At 51.5% G+C, this 18,202-nt stretch carries 19 protein-coding genes and 1 pseudogene; 17 read left to right on the top strand and 3 right to left on the bottom strand.

Annotation, left to right across the window (positions count from 1 at the left end):
• Positions 1–10: 10 nt before the first annotated feature.
• Positions 11–638 (top strand): annotated as a pseudogene (locus tag JUJ53_RS02485) (response regulator transcription factor).
• 242 nt (positions 639–880) lie between these two features.
• Entirely contained in the window at positions 881–1,561 is a 681-nt protein-coding gene (locus tag JUJ53_RS02480) for an isochorismatase family protein (RefSeq protein WP_204150396.1), read from the top strand.
• Between the two features lie 243 nt (positions 1,562–1,804).
• Here JUJ53_RS02480 and JUJ53_RS02475 read toward each other — a convergent pair whose 3' ends face one another.
• The gene (locus tag JUJ53_RS02475) at positions 1,805–2,359 is read right to left on the bottom strand and encodes a PadR family transcriptional regulator (RefSeq protein ID WP_239124715.1); all 555 of its coding nucleotides are present in this window, start codon (positions 2,357–2,359) and stop codon (positions 1,805–1,807) included.
• 124 nt (positions 2,360–2,483) lie between these two features.
• On the opposite strand from JUJ53_RS02475, the gene JUJ53_RS02470 reads away from it, so the two are divergent.
• The 15 genes from JUJ53_RS02470 to blaOXA all read left to right on the top strand — a co-directional run bounded on the left by JUJ53_RS02470 (position 2,484) and on the right by blaOXA (position 15,529).
• Positions 2,484–3,371 (top strand): pirin family protein, encoded by an 888-nt coding sequence (locus tag JUJ53_RS02470; protein WP_204150394.1) that lies wholly within the window; start codon positions 2,484–2,486, stop codon positions 3,369–3,371.
• Positions 3,364–3,780: a hypothetical protein gene (locus JUJ53_RS02465; RefSeq protein ID WP_204150393.1), complete on the top strand. Its 417-nt coding sequence runs from the start codon at positions 3,364–3,366 to the stop codon at positions 3,778–3,780. Before JUJ53_RS02470 ends, JUJ53_RS02465 begins: the two co-directional genes overlap by 8 nt.
• Before the next feature lie 419 nt (positions 3,781–4,199).
• Positions 4,200–4,757 (top strand): DsbA family protein, encoded by a 558-nt coding sequence (locus tag JUJ53_RS02460; protein WP_204150392.1) that lies wholly within the window; start codon positions 4,200–4,202, stop codon positions 4,755–4,757.
• Between the two features lie 118 nt (positions 4,758–4,875).
• A complete protein-coding gene (locus JUJ53_RS02455) occupies positions 4,876–5,232 on the top strand; it encodes an AraC family transcriptional regulator (RefSeq protein WP_204150391.1) in 357 nt (118 codons plus the stop codon).
• Between the two features lie 134 nt (positions 5,233–5,366).
• The gene (locus JUJ53_RS02450; protein ID WP_204150390.1) at positions 5,367–6,032 is read left to right on the top strand and encodes a hydrolase; all 666 of its coding nucleotides are present in this window, start codon (positions 5,367–5,369) and stop codon (positions 6,030–6,032) included.
• 147 nt (positions 6,033–6,179) lie between these two features.
• A complete protein-coding gene (locus JUJ53_RS02445) occupies positions 6,180–7,148 on the top strand; it encodes a zinc-dependent alcohol dehydrogenase family protein (RefSeq protein WP_204150389.1) in 969 nt (322 codons plus the stop codon).
• A gap of 85 nt (positions 7,149–7,233) precedes the next feature.
• Positions 7,234–7,452, top strand: a complete 219-nt coding sequence (locus JUJ53_RS02440; protein WP_204150388.1) for a hypothetical protein — start codon at positions 7,234–7,236, stop codon at positions 7,450–7,452.
• Between the two features lie 256 nt (positions 7,453–7,708).
• A complete protein-coding gene (locus JUJ53_RS02435; RefSeq protein WP_239124713.1) occupies positions 7,709–8,398 on the top strand; it encodes a TetR/AcrR family transcriptional regulator in 690 nt (229 codons plus the stop codon).
• A gap of 207 nt (positions 8,399–8,605) precedes the next feature.
• Positions 8,606–9,340 (top strand): peptidoglycan-binding domain-containing protein, encoded by a 735-nt coding sequence (locus JUJ53_RS24525; protein WP_239124712.1) that lies wholly within the window; start codon positions 8,606–8,608, stop codon positions 9,338–9,340.
• 189 nt (positions 9,341–9,529) lie between these two features.
• Positions 9,530–9,820 carry a hypothetical protein gene (locus JUJ53_RS02425; RefSeq protein WP_204150387.1) on the top strand — a complete coding sequence of 97 codons (291 nt, stop codon included), beginning with the start codon at positions 9,530–9,532 and terminating at the stop codon, positions 9,818–9,820.
• A 401-nt stretch (positions 9,821–10,221) separates the two neighbouring features.
• Positions 10,222–10,962, top strand: coding sequence for a CPBP family intramembrane glutamic endopeptidase (locus tag JUJ53_RS02420; RefSeq protein WP_204150386.1), 741 nt, complete (start codon positions 10,222–10,224; stop codon positions 10,960–10,962).
• 315 nt (positions 10,963–11,277) lie between these two features.
• The gene (locus JUJ53_RS02415) at positions 11,278–12,375 is read left to right on the top strand and encodes a PHB depolymerase family esterase (RefSeq protein ID WP_204150385.1); all 1,098 of its coding nucleotides are present in this window, start codon (positions 11,278–11,280) and stop codon (positions 12,373–12,375) included.
• A gap of 122 nt (positions 12,376–12,497) precedes the next feature.
• A complete protein-coding gene (locus JUJ53_RS02410; protein WP_239124711.1) occupies positions 12,498–14,066 on the top strand; it encodes an alpha/beta hydrolase in 1,569 nt (522 codons plus the stop codon).
• A gap of 65 nt (positions 14,067–14,131) precedes the next feature.
• Positions 14,132–14,533: a RidA family protein gene (locus tag JUJ53_RS02405; protein ID WP_204150384.1), complete on the top strand. Its 402-nt coding sequence runs from the start codon at positions 14,132–14,134 to the stop codon at positions 14,531–14,533.
• 81 nt (positions 14,534–14,614) lie between these two features.
• The gene (blaOXA, locus tag JUJ53_RS02400) at positions 14,615–15,529 is read left to right on the top strand and encodes a class D beta-lactamase (protein ID WP_204150383.1); all 915 of its coding nucleotides are present in this window, start codon (positions 14,615–14,617) and stop codon (positions 15,527–15,529) included.
• Between the two features lie 188 nt (positions 15,530–15,717).
• On the opposite strand, the gene JUJ53_RS02395 is transcribed toward blaOXA, so the two are convergent.
• Complete coding sequence (locus tag JUJ53_RS02395) at positions 15,718–16,398, bottom strand: hypothetical protein (RefSeq protein ID WP_204150382.1); 681 nt, start codon at positions 16,396–16,398, stop codon at positions 15,718–15,720.
• Positions 16,399–16,772: 374 nt separating this feature from the next.
• On the bottom strand, positions 16,773–18,053 hold the full coding sequence (locus JUJ53_RS02390; protein ID WP_204150381.1) for a hypothetical protein: 1,281 nt from the start codon (positions 18,051–18,053) through the stop codon (positions 16,773–16,775).
• Positions 18,054–18,202 lie beyond the last annotated feature (149 nt).

Genomic DNA, 18,202 nt, shown 5'->3' with positions numbered 1-18,202 from the left:
TAGCAGCACGATGAGTCAAGCCACGACCCTTCGGATTCTAATTGCGGACGATCACGCCATTTTTCGGCAAGGATTAGCTACGATTATTAACCGTGACCCAGAGATGCAGGTGATTGCCCAAGCCAAAAATGGGGAACAGGCGATCGCCTTATTTCATGAACACCAACCGAATGTCACGCTCATGGATCTGCGAATGCCGGCAGTGGAAGGAGTTGGTGCCATCGGGGCAATTTGTGCTGCTGCTAAATCTGCTCGGATTATTGTACTGACTACCTATGATGGCGACGAAGATATTTATCGAGGGTTGCAGGCAGGCGCAAAAGGATATCTGTTGAAAGAAACTGAACCAGACGAGCTTCTGAATGCGATTCGTACCGTTCATCGGGGTCAGAAGTATATAACCCGATGTGGGAGCAAAGTTGGTACAGCGCCTCCGCAACCCAGAACTGAGTGAAAGAGAGCTAGATGTACTCCGCTCACTGGCGCAGGGGATGAGCAATGCTGATATTGCGGCTGCTTTGAATATCGGTGCAGGCACGGTTAAGTCTCATGTTAATCGGATTTTGAATAAGTTGGACGTCAGCGATCGCACCCAGGCTGTGATTGTTGCCGTTAAGCGCGGCATTGTCAGTTTATAGGATATACTTTCGATCAAATTCGAACTCTAACTTAAGTTAGAGTCAGCATTCTACTGAGCGATAGCATAGCTACTCTATCAATTTGTACTGCAAAGGTTTTACCTCACTGTAGACGACAGCTTGAAAGCGATCTCCTATACTGGGCTTATTCTGAAAGCAGCTAAGTATTAGAACTAGCCACACTTCAGATAGATAGGAAAGAATGACATCGACTGAATTTAAATGAAAAAGGAGACCAACCCATGAGCAACACCATCGACACAATGATCGATCCCAACGACGCCGTGCTGCTGCTGATTGATCATCAGAGCGGACTCTTCCAACTTGTGCGTGACATCGAACTCCCAGTCCTCCGCTCCAATGTCACGGCGCTCGCCAAGATTTCCCAACTCGCCAAGATTCCGACCTTCACAACTGCTTCAGTGCCCGATGGACCCAATGGGCCCCTGATTCCCGAAATCCACCAGTACAATCCTGAGGCGGTTTACATTCCGCGCACAGGCCAGATTAACGCCTGGGATAACCCGGCTTGGGTCGATGCTATCGAGAAAACCGGGCGCAAGACCCTTCTCATCGCCGGAACTCTCACCAGTGTGTGCATGGCGTTTCCGACCCTGAGCGCACTGGCTGCTGGTTACAAGGTCTTCACGATCATTGACGCTTCCGGCAACTGGAGCCAAATGGCGACCGACCTCACTCTGGCCCGCGTCGTCCAGGCGGGAGCCATGCCCATCGACACTTACGCAGTCATCGGCGAACTCATGAACACGTGGAACCGTCCGGACGCAATGGAGTTTGCCGCTGTCATGGTTGACCACATCGTGCCGCCTTACCGCGCCCTGATGGAGAGCTATGACAAAGCTCAATCTGTGCAACGAGATGGACTAGAGACCAACCTCGATCGGCAAATGGCACATGTGTAAAAGCGTTTAGTTACAATGCGCACGCACAAAATAAGGGAAGGGAAGGCAAGGAGTTGGTTATCCGTTCCTCACCCTGCATTCCCGAGCTGAATTGATAGATGATTTGCCCTCATCCCCAACCCTTCTCCCCAGGGAGAAGGGAGCTAGAACTCCTGTCCCCTCTCCCTAGGGCTAGGGAAAGGGAGAGGGCGGATTGGGCAATTCATACTTGTATTCAGCAACGCCGGAATTTACATTGATTGGCTACGGATTGTTGCGATCGCGCAGCCTGTGCACAGCACGTATCGTCTGTTCCAACCCATCTAAATATGTCTGTTCCCGTTGCTTCACTAAGTCCAAAACCAGTCGATGCAGTTTTTGTTCCCGCGATGCAGTCGGATGACTCAACGATAGGGACGCGATCGCCTCACACTGGGCTAGCTTTTCTTGCCGTGCTTCCAGTTCCTGCTCTAGCAGAGACACGATCGCTTCGTTAGGCAACTGAGCCGCAAAATAGAGTTGCACCAGCAACGGCTCTCGCAACACAGGCAACGGATGATGCGTCTGAAGCCAGTGGGTTAACTCTGCTTCGCCTGCTTGGGTAATTCGGTAAACCTTGCGATTGGGGCGATCGCGCTGAATCTCAACGGTACAGGTAATCCACCCCTGTGACTCCAGTTTGTCTAACGTCCGATAAATCTGTGCCTGATCTGCTGGCCACAGATGGGACATACCATCGTCAAAGCAATCGGTTTTGAGGTCGTAGCCGGTTCGCTCCTGTTGTTGGAGCAGACCCAGAATCACATGGGCAAGAGACATAGGCGGTTTACCGAACGAATAGGGAGGACAAGCCCTACCCATAGAATTTATATCCTTCTATGTTACTATATGACTAGTCATATATAGGACAAATCTTATAACCTGTCTGCTTGGAGGCAACTGTATGACCACTCAAACGCTCCGAACCGTTGCTGGCATCATTAATAGTGTAGAAACCCTTGAAGGAGCGGGCTTCCTGGTGCGTCGTCCCTTTCCTAAGAGCAGTTTCTCTGAGTTTGACCCCTTTCTCCTCCTCGATGAATTGGGGCCCGCGACTATGAAACCTGGTCAAGCGAAGGGCGCACCGGATCATCCCCATCGTGGCTTTGAAACCGTCAGCTACGTCCTGGATGGACGACTGGAACATAAGGACTCGGTCGGTCATGCCGGACTGCTCAATCCTGGTGATGTGCAGTGGATGACCGCTGGGGTAGGCGTCGTGCATTCCGAAATGCCAGAGGCTGAGTTTACCCGCACGGGTGGGCGCCTGCACGGCATCCAACTATGGGTCAACTTGCCGCAGCGAGACAAGATGATTGCTCCTCGCTATCAGGAGATTCCATCAGCGCAGATTCCGGTAGCTCAGACCAAGGATGGGCTCGTGACCGTGCGCGTGATTGCGGGAGAGGCGTTGGGGGCGAAAGCGGTGATTGAAACCCGCACCCCGATTATCTACCTGCATTTCACGCTACAACCAGGAGGAAGCATTGTGCAGCCGGTACCGAACGAGTACAACGCCTTTGCCTATGTCCTCGATGGGTCTGGTTTGTTTGGCACTGAGCAGGAACGGGGTGAGCATGGGCAAATGGTGATGTTTGCACCGGATGGTGACGACGTGGCGATCGCCAATCCGGTGGATGCCACCCGCCCCCTGGATCTACTGCTGATTGCTGGAGTGCCGCTGAATGAACCTGTAGTGCGCTATGGCCCCTTTGTGATGAACACTGAAGCTGAAATACAGCAAGCGATCGACGATTACCGAAATGGAAGGATGGGACATATTTATGCCTAACACACCTCAACACCGCATTCCCCAACATCAACTGCTGACTGATCTACGCATCAAGTTATTGCATTTGCATAAGTTGTTGTTGGATACAGAGCGTATTCGTTACGAACAGGTGCGCGGACAGGTCTCTAAAGGTGAGTTGCTACAACTGGTGATCAATCACGATCAATTTGCCTGGTTGCGTCGCCTCTCAGAATTGATTGTGCAAATTGATGAGGTAATCCACTCCGATGAGCCGATCACCTCCGAAGCGATCGCTGCTCTCATGGCTGATGTTCGGATTCTACTCACACCTGATGAAGCTGGCAATGACTTTGCTGTGAGGTATGATGCAGCGCTTCAACGCAATCCCGATGTGGTGTTCGCTCATGCTGATTTGGTCACACTGCTAGCAACTAAAGTTCAACTATAAATTGAGCCGTTCGTCCAGATTGAATTTGATCTGGACGAACTACTTTTATGCATTGTATTTAGAGAATCGTAAGCATTCGCAGCAGATTTATGTTTATTAATTTCCTAGTTCAACGATTTGGGAATCCACTCTATTGGGAAAAAACGCTTGACGGACGACACTGCCCAATCTGACAGTTCATCTGCGAAATGATGTATGTCCTAGACGCATCGATGCGCCCGATTCTAACTTAAGTTATGGCTAGCCTTCTACTCTGCGATCGCATCATGACTCTATCAATTTATACTATAAACATTTTAACTTGCTATAGACGACAGACGGAAAGCGATCGCTTATATTGAATTTATGCCAACAGTCATGCAGTCAATTAATTGCGTAAGTTAATTGCTAGATTTCATGGCTGATACTGATTTAAACCTATGAGCGACGATCGTAGCCAGAGTTCCTTACTTGTACCCCCTTCAACCCAAGATTGGATTCAAGGTGTACTAAGTGCCAAGGTCGTGCTGGTGATGTATGGAGACTATCAAGACCCTAGAAGTGCAGATGTTTACAAGCTGATTAAAGCCATCAAACAAGAACTGAGTGCTGCTTTTGGAGAGGATTATGTATGCTTCATCCTCCGTCATTTTCCACAAACAAAGATTTATCCCCATGCTCAACGGGCAGCGCAAGTCGCCGAAGCCGCCGCCGCCCAAGGAGAGTTTTGGTTAATGACCGATACTTTATTTGACCATCAACAAAGATTGGAGAATGGTTATCTTGTCGAGTACGCCAATGATTTAGGGCTTGACATTCCTCAATTTCTCAAAGAGCTGTCTAAACAAGTGCATATCGATCGCATCAATGAAGACATTGAAGGCGGAATACAGAGCGGAGTAACGACTGCCCCAGCCCTGTTTATCAATGGACGTCGGTATATCGGGCACTGGAACACGACGGAGTTGATGACAGCTATGACGGCTGCAAGTCATTAAATCCCCCAATCTTTGCTCCCAATTTATCTTTGACTTGCTTGTTCGTGCTAATCAGCGATCGCATGAGCGATGGCTAGCTTTTGTGTGTTTTGTTGAGCAAATTGCCATTTTTTGAACCATGCTAACAATTACGACACCAACCCTTGAAGCCAAGCGCAAAGGCTTAACGCAAACCCGATTGCAGCAAGTACTCGATTATATTTGTACTCACCTTGATCGAGATTTGTCGCTAACTGAACTTGCAGACGTGATCAATATCAGTCCGACTTATTTTGCGAGTTTGTTTAAGCAAACAATGGGGATTTCTCCCCGTCAGTACGTGATTCAACAGCGCGTGGAACAGGCGAAATTGATGCTGTCGAAAACAGATTTGGCGATCGCAGACATTGCCCTACAAGTCGGCTTCTCCAGTCAAAGCCATTTAACACAGCAGTTTAAGCGTCTCACTGGCATGACCCCAAAACAGATTCGCTAATACCCCAAAAATTCGATAAGACATCGCAAGAACCTGAAAGAAACTGAGCGCTGAAACTCCTTATATTCAAGTTGAGTTAGGCTCACGCACTAGAACGTATCTGCAAAGTAAAGACTGAATGGAGACTCATAGCCATGTCTAAAAATCCAAAAATCGGACTAGAAGGTCTGCTTCGTCCAGACGATAGCATCCTGGTACTTATTGACCATCAGCCTTACCAGTTCACCAACTTGAACAGCTATGAACCTACGATGATCATTAACAACGTTATTGGTCTTGCCAAATCGGCAAAGTTGTTCAATGTGCCAACAATTCTTACCACAGTAATTGAAGAAAGAGGGGGTTATATCATTAAGGGATTACAGGATGTTTTTCCTGATCAAAAGCCGATCAACCGTACTCTTATCAATACCTGGGAAGATCCAAGCGTTACAGATATAGTGAAGAAAAGTGGCCGCAAGCAACTTATACTTGCTGCGCTTTACACCGAGATCTGTCTCGCAATGCCAGCAATCCAGGCGCTTGGTGAGGGTTATGAAGTATTCATCGTTACCGATGCTTCGGGAGGTGTTACTGCGGAAGCTCATGATATGGCTGTTCGCCGTATGGTTCAGGCTGGCGCAATTCCAATCAACTGGATGGCTGTACTTGCTGAATGGCAACGTGACTGGGCACGTACAGAAACAACTGCGGGTGTATCAGACATTACTCTTGAGCATGGCGGTGCTAGTGCGGTTGCTCTTGCATGGGAACTTCAGCTCCTTGCCACCACTCCTCCAGTGGCCTCTGGTGGACATTAATACATGAGTTTGGTAGTGCTCAAGATGTAATGCTGTCTATCACTAGAAACCTTAAGAATCAGAGGTTTCATTCCCCTATCATTACCAATTTTGAGCACTATCCATGAGTTTTTCTCGTTTATTCTAAATCAAGGAGAGTTGGCACAGATGGAATCTATGAAAGCAGCCGTATTAACTGCATTTGGTGATGCCGAGAAGTTTGAGATTCAAACGGTTCCCATACCAACCATGAAGGCAAATCAGGTGTTAGTCAGAGTTTGTGCAACCTCCATTAACCCGGTCGATTACCAAACTCGTCGTGGTGATTACAAAGAACTGGTTCAATTACCCGCTATCATTGGAGTCGATGTTTCAGGGGTGATTGAGGCCATTGGCAAAGCTGTGACTGATTTCAAGGTGGGAGACAGCGTGTATTACTCGCCGCAAATTTTTGGAGAATTCGGTAGCTACGCCCAATATCATGTGGCTGATGCAGCGATTGTTGCATTAAAGCCTGCAAATCTATCGCACATTGAAGCAGCTTCTTTTCCGCTTGCAGGCGGAACTGCTTGGGATTGTCTAGTGACTAGGGGCAATCTACAAGTTGGTGAAACAGTTCTCATCCATGCGGGTGCGGGTGGAGTGGGTTCGATCGCCGTTCAACTCGCCAAAGCGAGAGGGGCATACGTTTTTGCGACCTGTAGTTCTAGAAACCGAGATTTCGTGACAGAACTGGGTGCAGATCGGGTAATTGATTACAAAAATGAAGATTACGTAGACGTCATTCATCAAGAAACAAATGGACTGGGCGTTGATTTAGTTCTAGATACGATCGGCGGAGAAACCATTCAGCGTAGTCTAGACATCCTTCGTCCCTTTGGTAGGCTGACCAGCATTGTGGACATTGCAATACCGCAATCGCTTCTTAAAGCCTGGGGTAAGAATCTGACGATTCATTTTGTTTTTTCACCACAGTACCGAGCAAAGCTAGAGGCTTTGACAAAACTCATTGAGCGTCATCAGCTTCGCCCAGTGATTGATTCAGTATTTTCTTGGGATCAGGTCGTTCTGGCACATCAACATCTAGAGCAGGGAGGAACACGGGGCAAAGTTGTGCTGACGTTTACAGAAAATTAGACCAGCTTTACGGCGTTGGCAATTGCTAAACGGATCGGAGTTTGATTGGGTGCTGAAGGTCAATTTGAACAGAGGAGAGATTCAAATGTCAGCCAAAAATAAAGCCATCTTAGAAGCGGCAAACGCGGCGATCGCCCAAGGCAACACTGATTCTCTCTATGACTCTAAAATTAACTCTGTCCTGATTGCGATCGCGCAAGAAGTTGCCGAGTTGCTGAAACAATCCTATCTAGTACAAGCTGATGAAATCGATAGCGTAGAATTGATATCTGATAAATCACCGCAAGTATCTGAAAGAAGCTGAGCATTGGAACGCACTACACTCAAATTAGCTAAGAACAAGACAATCTGTATAAAAAGTAATCCCGGATATAGTGGCAGTCGCCAGGAGTGCCCTCACCCCTAGCGACTGTGACGGAGTCTCTCAGATGTCATTCCCTTACCGGCATGTCCAACGCCTGAATAGCTAGTTGCCCACATGAAACTTGCTGCTTGGCAAACCAACCTCTTGCCAACAAGTGTCACTTAGCGCTATATTGTCATTTAGTGACAGTTATTAAATGAAGACTGTTGTGAGGAGTGACGGTGCCAAGGATATGACGAAGAACAAGCGCAAACCAGGGAGGATGAGTGAGCAGCGGCGCGAGCGAATACGTCTGGAGATTTCGCGCGAGGCGGCACGGTTGTTCTGGGAGCAAGGCGTCGCCGCTACGAGCGGTGAGCAGATCGCGGACGCAGTAGGCATTTCGGTACGCACTCTCTGGCGATACTTCCGCAACAAAGAGAGCTGTGCCGAGCCAGTCTTGGTACAGGATGCCGAGGAATTTGTGTCAGTCTTGCGGCGCTGGCCGAGGGAGATCTCTCTTGAAGAACATCTCACCACATGGGTGACGGAGCGCCCCAAAGATCCTGATACGCAGGCTTACGACCAGGCTGTGATCAGGATGACCGTCCTGGCCAACACAGAGCCAGCGCTCCGCTCGGCCTGGCTGATGGCTAACGATCAAGTAGAACGCGAGTTTGTCGAGATCATTGCGAACCGCCTACGACGACCTACCGACGATCTTGAGGTGCGGATGCACGCAGCGGCGGCCACCTCGGTTCTGCGTGTGATCAGCGAAGACATCAGCGCCGCCCTGATGGCAGGTGCCGACCATGCCTCTATCAAAAACAGTAAACCACTCGAACGCATGGCCGATGCCGTGCGTGTAGCCACTGACGGCGTCCTCGGCGACCCTGTCGAGCCGTGAAACTATCAGCAACTAGAGCATAAGGAGCGAATCACCATGTCTCACGATCGCCATAACCACCACAAGCGATGGACTGGAATGACACCGAAATAGGTTTGCTAAAGTCAATAAGAATCTAACAAACTACTGTAAGAATCTGAAAGCAGTGAAGTGTTGAAATTCATTACACTTCAAGTACACAGAACCCAAGCACTTAAAACAGAAATCATGAAATCTAGTCAAAGCGTCGTCATAGAGCAACTGCAACCAGCACAGAACGAACATGCCCCGGAAGCACGTTTAACCTGTTTTATATCCGACGTTCAAGGTAATCATCCACGCCATCCTGATCGAGCCTTCCAGGGGATTGAGCATGGCTGTAAAAATTGGTCTATCATCTTCCAGGACATCCCAAACTTTCCCGCAGAGTGGCTCCGTTCGGCAGTTGTGGGTGGCACTACCTGGATTGCAGGCACAGAAGCAGATCAGATTAAGTGGAGCCATTTGTACATGGAATCTGTGCAGGCATCTGGTAGGAAGTGGTCTAAATCACGTCTAACCACCATCCTTGCCGCAGTGTTGATCGGGGTTTTTCTGCCCAATGGGGCGATCGCTTCCAGTTATCCCCAAACACCGGAATTATCTCAAGAATCACCCGTTTTGATGGCGACCGCCTATACCGATAGCACCCTACCCACGCTGCAACGGGGCGATAGTAGCAGCAGCGTTCAACTCCTACAGCAGATTCTCCTAGACAATGGTTTTTTGGGAGCCGCCGCAGTCAGACTGGGAAATCCAAGTGGTGTAGCGATAGATGGAATTTTTGGCCCTGTGACTGAATCTGCGGTGAGGGATTTACAGCAACGATATAACCTTCCAGTTACAGGGCAAGTGGATCCTCTTACCTGGGAAGTGCTGGATATGCAAGCAAATCCCTATCGCTCTCCCCTTCCCTGGAAATAATAGACGCCATCGGCATTGGAAAAAGCAATTAATTCTTAGCCCGAAACCTATCGATCTTATGGCTAGTACATCCATGTAGATGTCGGGTAACTAATTGCCGATAAGGTCTCATGATTCTCGATGATCGCCTGAAGCGCACTGGAAGCGATCGCACAAACACTTGTCCCATAAACCAATGAGAAATTCCTCATGAACAAGATTCTCTCCAAAATCCAACACCTTTCGCCAATCGTTGCAGCAACAATCTTCCTCGGGATACTCTTGCTGTTCAATTTTCCATCCTTAGCTCAGGTGCATCCAAACATCATTCCTCGAATTGAAACCATTGAGGGTTCTGAAAATCTTCCACCCGCCTACCGTTTAATCATCAGTCAGCCACAAGATAATGTATACGTCTTCTGTCCTTCTAACTTTGAGCCTGAACTGACTTATCTCCGAAACGTTGAGACGCTTCAATGCAAGCCATTTACCACTCCCTAAAAGGCAATATCCTGTTGTCAGCCCTAGCCAGAAGGAAAAACATAAGGTTACTTCAAGATACAGTCCGCGCCTTGAAGTAGCCCATGGCGGAAGCATCGATAACCCATCAGACCCTGAAAACAATAGAAAAGACAATTAGCAACGAGATCTAAGCGCTACATGCACGCGTAAAGAACACAAAAATAAGGATCATGACAACCCAGGGAAAACAGGAAATCGTAATAGACGTGAACGACGCAACTTACGTTTCTTCTAATCACCCACGCGACGACCTGCACCCTATGACCGCAAGATCGCGAAGGCTTGATAACACCGCAGATCAATACTTTCATCTACTCGGCACGTTCGACCGTGTCATTGACTTGTACAGGCCAATTCTAGAATGACGTTGAGGATGAGTCATGGCTAAGCATAAAAACATTCGGCTGCAACTGTTTGGGCTGCTGTGGTTGGCAGGCATGGCTGGGGTGATGTCCCTGGTGTTGCTGCCTTTGCCCTCGCTCCCAGAGGGTGCTCCACCTGCCGCCGTGGTCAGATTACTGATGCTGGTGCAGCCCACGGTTTTGCTGTCGGTGGCGGTGCTGATAGGCGTGCTCTTGACTCCCCGGCTAGGGCTCATGGCACCGGGGGCAGAGGCGCTGGCCATTGGGCGATCGTGGCGGAAAGCCATGGTTCCTCAACTGTTGCCCGGCGTGGTGGGCGGGTTGATCAGCGGCGCACTACTGACGGCGATCGCCCTGCTGTCTCGCCCGCTGCTGCCACCCGCCTATGAGGCGGCTGAGCCCACGCCGCTGCTCGTGCGATTTCTCTACGGCGGTATCACCGAAGAACTTCTGATCCGTTGGGGACTGATGACGCTGCTGGTATGGCTGGGCTGGCGATTTGGGCAGCAGCGCCAGGGTAAACCCCAGATCCGATGGGTGGTCGTCGCCATTGCCGTCTCCTCCCTAGGGTTTGCTATGGCCCACTTACCCTATGCGATCGCCCTCGGACTGCCGTTAACCCCAGCCCTAGTGGGGCTCTTGCTGATCCAAAATTCTTTGTTTGCAGTAGTTGCGGGGTATTTATTCTGGCGCTACGGGCTAGAGACCGCCATGATTGCCCACTTGACGGTTCATGCCGTGCTGGCCCTCCTAGGTTGAGGCATGGCAAGGCCGTTCTGGATATCGCCAGTAAGCCGACGCTCGCCCTCAAGCCCGGCGAGGGGTTCGATGATCTCGAATCCCCGCCACAGTTAAGGCGTTAAACACCCTGTCTCACGTTTCCCTTGACCCCTTCCAGGATTCTAGAAAGACACCCGCCTCGCCCTCGGAACGGCCTGCACTTAGCAAAGCCTCGCGCCTGGTCTGTCCCGCTGTCGCCGTCCACGTCGTCGTCAACCTGCCCACGGTTCCGGTGATGGTGCTCGCCGACATGGGCTGAACTTGCTAGCCCCTAGATGAAAAGGATCGATCCCTATGAAACTTTTTTCTGATCACTCGCGAGAACGAAACCTAGACAAGGTGATCGAGTCCGATCGATCTTGGCTAGACCGCCTTTATAAGCGATGGCGATCGCCCTGGATCACCTCCGGCCTCATCATTGCAGTTGTGGCTACCGCTGGCATCGGCATGGCAGCGTTCCAGTTCGGCCTGCCCTGGTGGATGCAGGAGGGAGACCACAATCACCTGTACGAAAGCGATGCCGGTTCTCTGCGTTATCAGGTTCACCTGCCACCTCAGTACGATGGCACGACCCAACTGCCGGTGGTCATGGCGATTCACGGCTGCGGCATGACGGGTTACGGATGGAACTCGATGAAGGCCACGACGCAGTTCAACAGCCTGGCCGACCGTGAAGGCTTCATCGTCGTCTACCCAACGCAGCGGATGTTCCGCAGCGCGATCAACTGCTGGAACTCGGCTGACCCACGGCAGCAGCACCGCAACAGCGGAGAACCTGCGCTGATCGCTGGCGTGGCCCAACAGGTGGTCGAGGAGTACAACGCCGACCCAGCCCAAGTGCATGTTGCGGGTGCCTCGTCGGGTGCTGGTACCGCCGTTATTCTCGCTGCGACCTACCCCGATGTCTTTGCAACGGTGACATCGGTTGCGGGTGGTGAGTATGGACTGAACCAGGTAAACCCGGATGATCCTGACTCCACACCACCGGACTACACCGCACGTCAGGCGTGGGCTCAGATGGGCGATCGGGCGCGGCAGGTGCCGCTGCTCGTGATCCAGGGCGAGGAGGATACCGTCGTTCCGCCCATCGTTGCCTATCGTCTGGTTGCCCATTGGACTGCGGTAGGCGACTTGGTTGACGACGGTCTGCTCAACGACAGTCTGAACCAAGTCGAAGAAACAACAGCGGTGCCTGCAGAACAGGGCAGGCATTCGTACACCCACACCACCATCACGGCACCGGACGATCCGTTTCTCATCGAGTTGTATCTCGTCCAGGAGATGGGGCACGCCTGGCCGGGGCCTACCGGAGACGGCAGTTACGTCGATCGCGCCGGGCCCGATGCCAGTGCCATTGTCTGGGATTTCGCCCAGCGCCACCGGCAGCCATAGCGGGTCGAGGCACTGTCTTAAAAGGAGTTCATCATCATGGCTTACGTTTCTTCTAATCACCGCGCGATCGCGACCGACTCACGCACGATTCAAGACCAACAGTTTCCCCTAGGAGGAAAATGATGCGCGTTCCCAAGATCTACATCAGACACTTACTAACGGCCATAGCGGTGATGGTGCTGCTCCTCGCTGGGGCACCTGCCGCATTGACCCAGTCTGCCCAGGAGCCAGCGGCGGAACTGGGGCACTTCTACAATCAGGAACTGACCTTTGGTTCCTGTGAGGGTTTTGCAGCGACTGCGCTTGAGGAACAACTGTACGTTGACCCGTTCAATTGTGCTCGGCTTGAGGTGCCACTAGACTACGACGACCCCACCGGCGAGACCATGCAGATTGCGGTGCTACGCCTGCCAGCGCAAGGTGAGCCGAGGGAGCGCATCGGTTCGCTGGTGATTAACCCAGGCGGGCCAGGCGGCTCGGGGATGCAAATCGCCGTCCTTTCAGCGTTGGGTCTAAGGAACAGTCCACTGCTGCAACACTTCGACTGGGTCGGCTTCGACCCGCGCGGCGTCGGGGCGTCAAGCCCAGCGATTAGTTGTTTCACCGATGCAGAGAGTGACCGGGGCGAAAACAAAACAACCTTGTTGGGTACGTCAGGGGAGTGGACCGCGGCCGACACCCGTGAGTTGATGGAGAAGTGCGCCAATGGGTCGGGTGGTGAAGCGGTTCTCGCTGCTGTCGGCACCCGGAATGTAGCCAGGGATATGGACGTGCTCCGCACTGCCCTAGGTGACGAGACCCTCACCTTCTTCGGACAGAGCTACGGCACCCGGCTCGGCGCGGTCTACGCCGAGATGTTTCCTCAAAACGTGAGGGCAATGGTTTTGGACGGTGTGCTAGACCCTCGGCAGGGCAGCGCGGAACGCCGCTTGGCACTCCACGCCGGGTTCCAGCGATCGTTCGATCTGATGGCTGAGTTCTGCGCGGAAAGCTCAGACTGCCCACTCGGCACCGACCCCGAGCAGTCTACCGCCTTGTTCCAAACCCTGATGCAGCCGCTGATTGATGATCCGGTACCCGCCGGGAACGGACGCACGCTGAACTTCTTCCAGGCCACGGGTGGCGTGGGTGCCGGGCTCTACACCGCTGAGGCATGGCCGCGCATCATCGACGGGCTCGCCCAGCTCAAGCACGAGGGTCGCGGTGACAAGCTGCTTACCATCAACGATGATTTCCTCGGTAGGGATCCCAACGGCACCTGGAGCAACTTCATCGAGGCCAACCTCGCCATCAACTGCAATGACGAACAGCGCCGCACTCCCGAGCAAGAGGCCGACCTGCGCCGCCAGATCTTTGACGTGAATCCCTTCCTCGACACCGGACGACCCGTCGAGGGCGTCACCCGCGATGCCTGCGAGTTCTGGCCCGGTGAGCCGACCCTTGGCTTCCCCTACGCTCAGGACGTTGAGGGGCTACCCGACACGCTGATCGTCTCTATCACGGGCGACCCTTCCACCCCTTACGCGGCTGGGGTCAGCCTCGCCGACTCCCTCGGCGGCACCCTCCTCACCGTCGAAGGTGAGCGGCACACCGTCGCCCTTGAAGGCATCAGCCCCTGCGTCAACGAGATCGTTGCCGACTACCTGATCGACCTTGAACTTCCCGCAGAGGGCGATCGCTGCGTTCTCTAGCCCCCGCAGCGCAAACCTAAGGGTTTAGAAAATCTATCAACCATTGTACTGAACGGAGAAACACCATGGATAAGCCCGAGTTTTTTGTCACCCCCGGTTATGGAGCATACATGCTGGATAACTTGCGTTACTCGCAAGCAGTAAAAATTGGCGATCGCGTGGAGACATCCGGCCAAGGTGGCTGGGATGACGATCTGCACATTCCCGAATCGCTCGCCGACGAAATTGCTCAGGCGTTTCGGAACGTAGAGCGCACCTTGGCCACTGCCGGTGCAAGTTGGGAGCATGTGGTTCATATCAATTCTTACCATGTTGGCGGTTTGCCCCCAGAGGTTAACGACGCCATGGTCAGGCAATATCTCCATTACATGCCCAACCACGCCCCCATTTGGACACAGGTAGGAGTTGCGGCGCTGGGACTGCCCACGATGCGGATTGAAATCCGCGTTACTGCAATTGTTCCGTAAGTTTCGCATTAGCGGTAGCCCTGTGACCAGCGCTGCCGCTGATGCAAAGAACGAAAATTTTTATCGCAGCACCATAGCATGATGAATCATCCCTTCCTTTTACTTATCTCTTCGGTCATAGGTAGTGCAGGACTACTGTTTACTTCATCTATCTCAGCAGAGCTTAGCAGTAAACTGCTTGCTCCGAAAATTGCACAGCAGCCAAAGATAAGTATTTCGACTTCCGTAGATAATAGTCCATTAGACAGGGTAGACAGGCAAGAGCGGCCGGATTGGGCCAGGTTCTTTGACGACGCTGAGGCTCAAGGAACTATTGTGGTATTAGATCAGCGCGGAGGTGCTCAGCACCTGTGGGTCTACGACCAGGAACGCGCCGACAGAGCTTATTCCCCAGCATCAACGTTTAAGATTCCGCATTCTCTCTTTGCGCTTGATGCCGGTGTTGTGCGTGATGAATTTCAAGTTTTTGAGTGGGATGGCGTGGAAAGAGACTTTGCCACACACAATCAGGATCAAACTTTGCGCTCAGCGATGCGAAACTCAACCGTTTGGGTTTACGAAATGTTTGCCAACGAAATCGGAGAAGCAAAAGCAAGAGAGTATCTGACACAAATTGATTACGGAAACGCAGACCCAAGTACTGGCGAAGGTGCTTATTGGATTGATGGCGCGCTAGAAATCTCGGCACAAGAGCAAATTTATTTTCTACAAAAACTGTATCAGAACGAGCTCCCTTTCAGGGTTGAGCACCAACGATTAGTTAAGGATATGATGATCGTTGAAGCAGAGCGGACTTGGATTCTCCGGGCTAAAACTGGCTGGGAAGGGCGCTGGGGCTGGTGGGTAGGGTGGGTCGAGTGGCCAACAGGCCCTGTGTTCTTCGCTCTTAATATAGATACGCCAAATCGACTCAACGACCTCTATAAAAGAGAAGACATTACACGCGCTATCTTGCAATCCATAGATGCCTTGCCTGAAGCAGACTATTGGAACTAGCTGATACAGGTTTCCAAAGCCCATGAGGGACAGAATCAGGGCTGACCCCCTTGCCCAACAATGCTCTCATGTACATCATCAGATTGCAAAAGGCTATTCTCTTCAACCCTATCCTCCGCCCGCACCTGCCGCATCTCGCTGACAGACGGTGCAGGTGCAGATGAAGAACAGCGATCGCTTCTTTGGGCTCAGCTCCACCACCTGCTCGAACTGATCTGCCGACCAATCGTGCTGAACTTGCGTTTTTGGTGAAGGAGGTCAAACGGCTCCAGCAGGAGAGGTTGGCGTGGAATGACATTCTGGAGGCTTGCTTGTAACGGTTCCAACCGCTCGTCTATCATCGCGCCGAGATGTCCCGTCTGGCAGGTGCCCACTGTTGAGCGCACGTATTGACTAGAGCGCAAGTAGTGGACAACCTGCATCTGCTGAGGCTGTCCGCTGGTGGGACGCAGGCTGACGTAGAGTCCATGCACTGAAGCAGTTGTAGCATAAAGGCGATCGCCATTGTTGGGTTGACCGCGAAACGTTCCTTCAAACGGCAATTGAGCATAGTCGGCATCGGGAGCCAACTGCTCATAATCCTGCAGCAGAGACCCATTCAGCAACGTTTGAACGCGACCATTCTGATCGCGCCACTGTACGGTTAGCGTCATGGATGTTCCCATCGGATTTTGAGGTATTTCCGTCCTAGTAGTCTCTGGCAGGCTGCCCGCCAGTTGATACGTCAGGCTGCCGCCTTGACTCAAAGAAGCGGTCGCTTGACAGGTGATACGGTAGAAATTGGTTTGGGCATCTGCGGGCGTCGTCGTTGTAACTAGAGCGATCGCTAAGGCACAGCTTAACGGCTTCAACCATTGCATCTTAGGCATGAGCAAGCACCTCCAAACGGCACATAACTTATAAAACGAGACGTAACGTAAGAAAAGTTGAATCTCTAACTTGAACTATACATGTATGGTCTGCCGCTGACGTTTTGTACAGCTTTTCGCTCTTAAACCAGTGAGAAAAAAGGGCGATCGCCCCCTAGCCTCCCGTCTTGATGAACCGACAAAACTTGCCAGCCCAATCATCAAGAGCCCTCTGGGAGAGTTGACAACATTGATATTGGTTAGGAACTGTAAAGAAACAAATTCACGCTTTGACGCCGAAAGCCTATCCAAACTGGAATAGAGGAATTTCAGAAACATGAGCTTAATTTTTTACAGTCCCTTAGCCCCTGTCTAGTTGATACCCGAAAATGGCATTAAGCAACGCTAAAATCACGTCGATCGAGGACATCCACATCCACACCTCTGAGTTCAGCGAGAACTTTATTGCCCTCGCGGATTAAGACACTGTTGTTTCTTTGGGTAAAGCTAAGGCTGCCAAAACGAACGCCATCCAATAAAAACCTATCTATGCCGTCTCTGTAATCCAGAATCTTATCTGCCCCTATGAATGAATCGATCACAAAGATATCGGCACCTGCGCCTCCCTGCAGCACATCTCTACCTTGCCCTCCCGTTAACCAATCGTTCCCGTCACCCCCGATCAATGTATCCTGACCGCTATTGCCACTCAGGATGTCATTGCCGCTATTACCAATGAGGGTATCGTTGCCGTTGCCACCTGTGAGATTATCGTTACCATCTCCACCCAGCAACCGATCGTCTCCGACATCTCCAAACAGGCGATCGCTGCCTGCAAGACCAGAAATGGTGTCGTTGCCTCCAAAGCCATTTATCGTATCCCGACCCGATGTGCCCGACAAAGTATCATCGCCACTAAAATCAGGAACCGGATTGAGCGTTAACCTGTAGTGAGTGGAATAGGTAAAGGTAGAACCTGAAGGGGGCGCAGCTTGTAAGAAATAAGTCCCTGCCTCCAGAATGACAGAGGCAGTTGTGTTATTCTCCCCGCTAAACGTATCAATGGTTTCGTCCGAATCATAGACCCCGTTTCCATTGGTGTCTGCTGCAAAATAAAGCCTGAGTCGTTCCGTCGTCCCATTGATCAAGACACCAATATTGGTTTTTTGAGAGAGCGTGAATTTATAGGTATCAACGGGGTCGATGGCATTCCCAATATAGTCTCGGAGGACGCGCCGTGTCGAGAGTGTGCCCAGGTTCAACGCTTGACCAAAGGTGCTCCCCGGATCAGGAGAAACATTACCGGGTCTCGGTGTTGCACCCAGTTGAATACTATAGTCTCGCGTCAACAAGTTACTCGTTTCGACTTCGAGATAATAGGTTCCAGTGGGTAACGACTGAAAAAATGATGTATCTGCACCTGCGGACAGTGTTCTAATGCGCTCATTATTTTCGATGAGGCCATTGCCATTAAAATCGGCTATCAATCGCAGAAATGCAGGATTGCCTGAACCCGTGGCCCAGTCAACCGCTCCAGAGATGTTGCTATTGGCAGCGAGGGTAAATCTGTAGTACGTGACTGGATCGGTTCCCCCAATGACATCAGAGATATTGGTGGTGCTTGAAAGGGTTCCCAAATTATTGGCGGTTTCGAGCGTGTTATCGGTAAGTGCCATAGATTAATCGTTCAGAAAGGAATAAGCAACAGGTCAGCAATGCTAGCTGCATGACTGAATTGGGATGAGTGGCTACAGTCCTCCCTTGGTCGCCCGTGATGACCTGTAGCCGGAGCCGGACATACTCTTGCAGAAAAGGCAGAGCAAGA

The organism is Leptolyngbya sp. CCY15150 (assembly GCF_016888135.1).
Taxonomy (GTDB): domain Bacteria; phylum Cyanobacteriota; class Cyanobacteriia; order RECH01; family RECH01; genus RECH01.
Note: the sequence above shows the minus strand (reverse complement) of the source record. Positions and strands in the feature narration are given on the sequence as shown.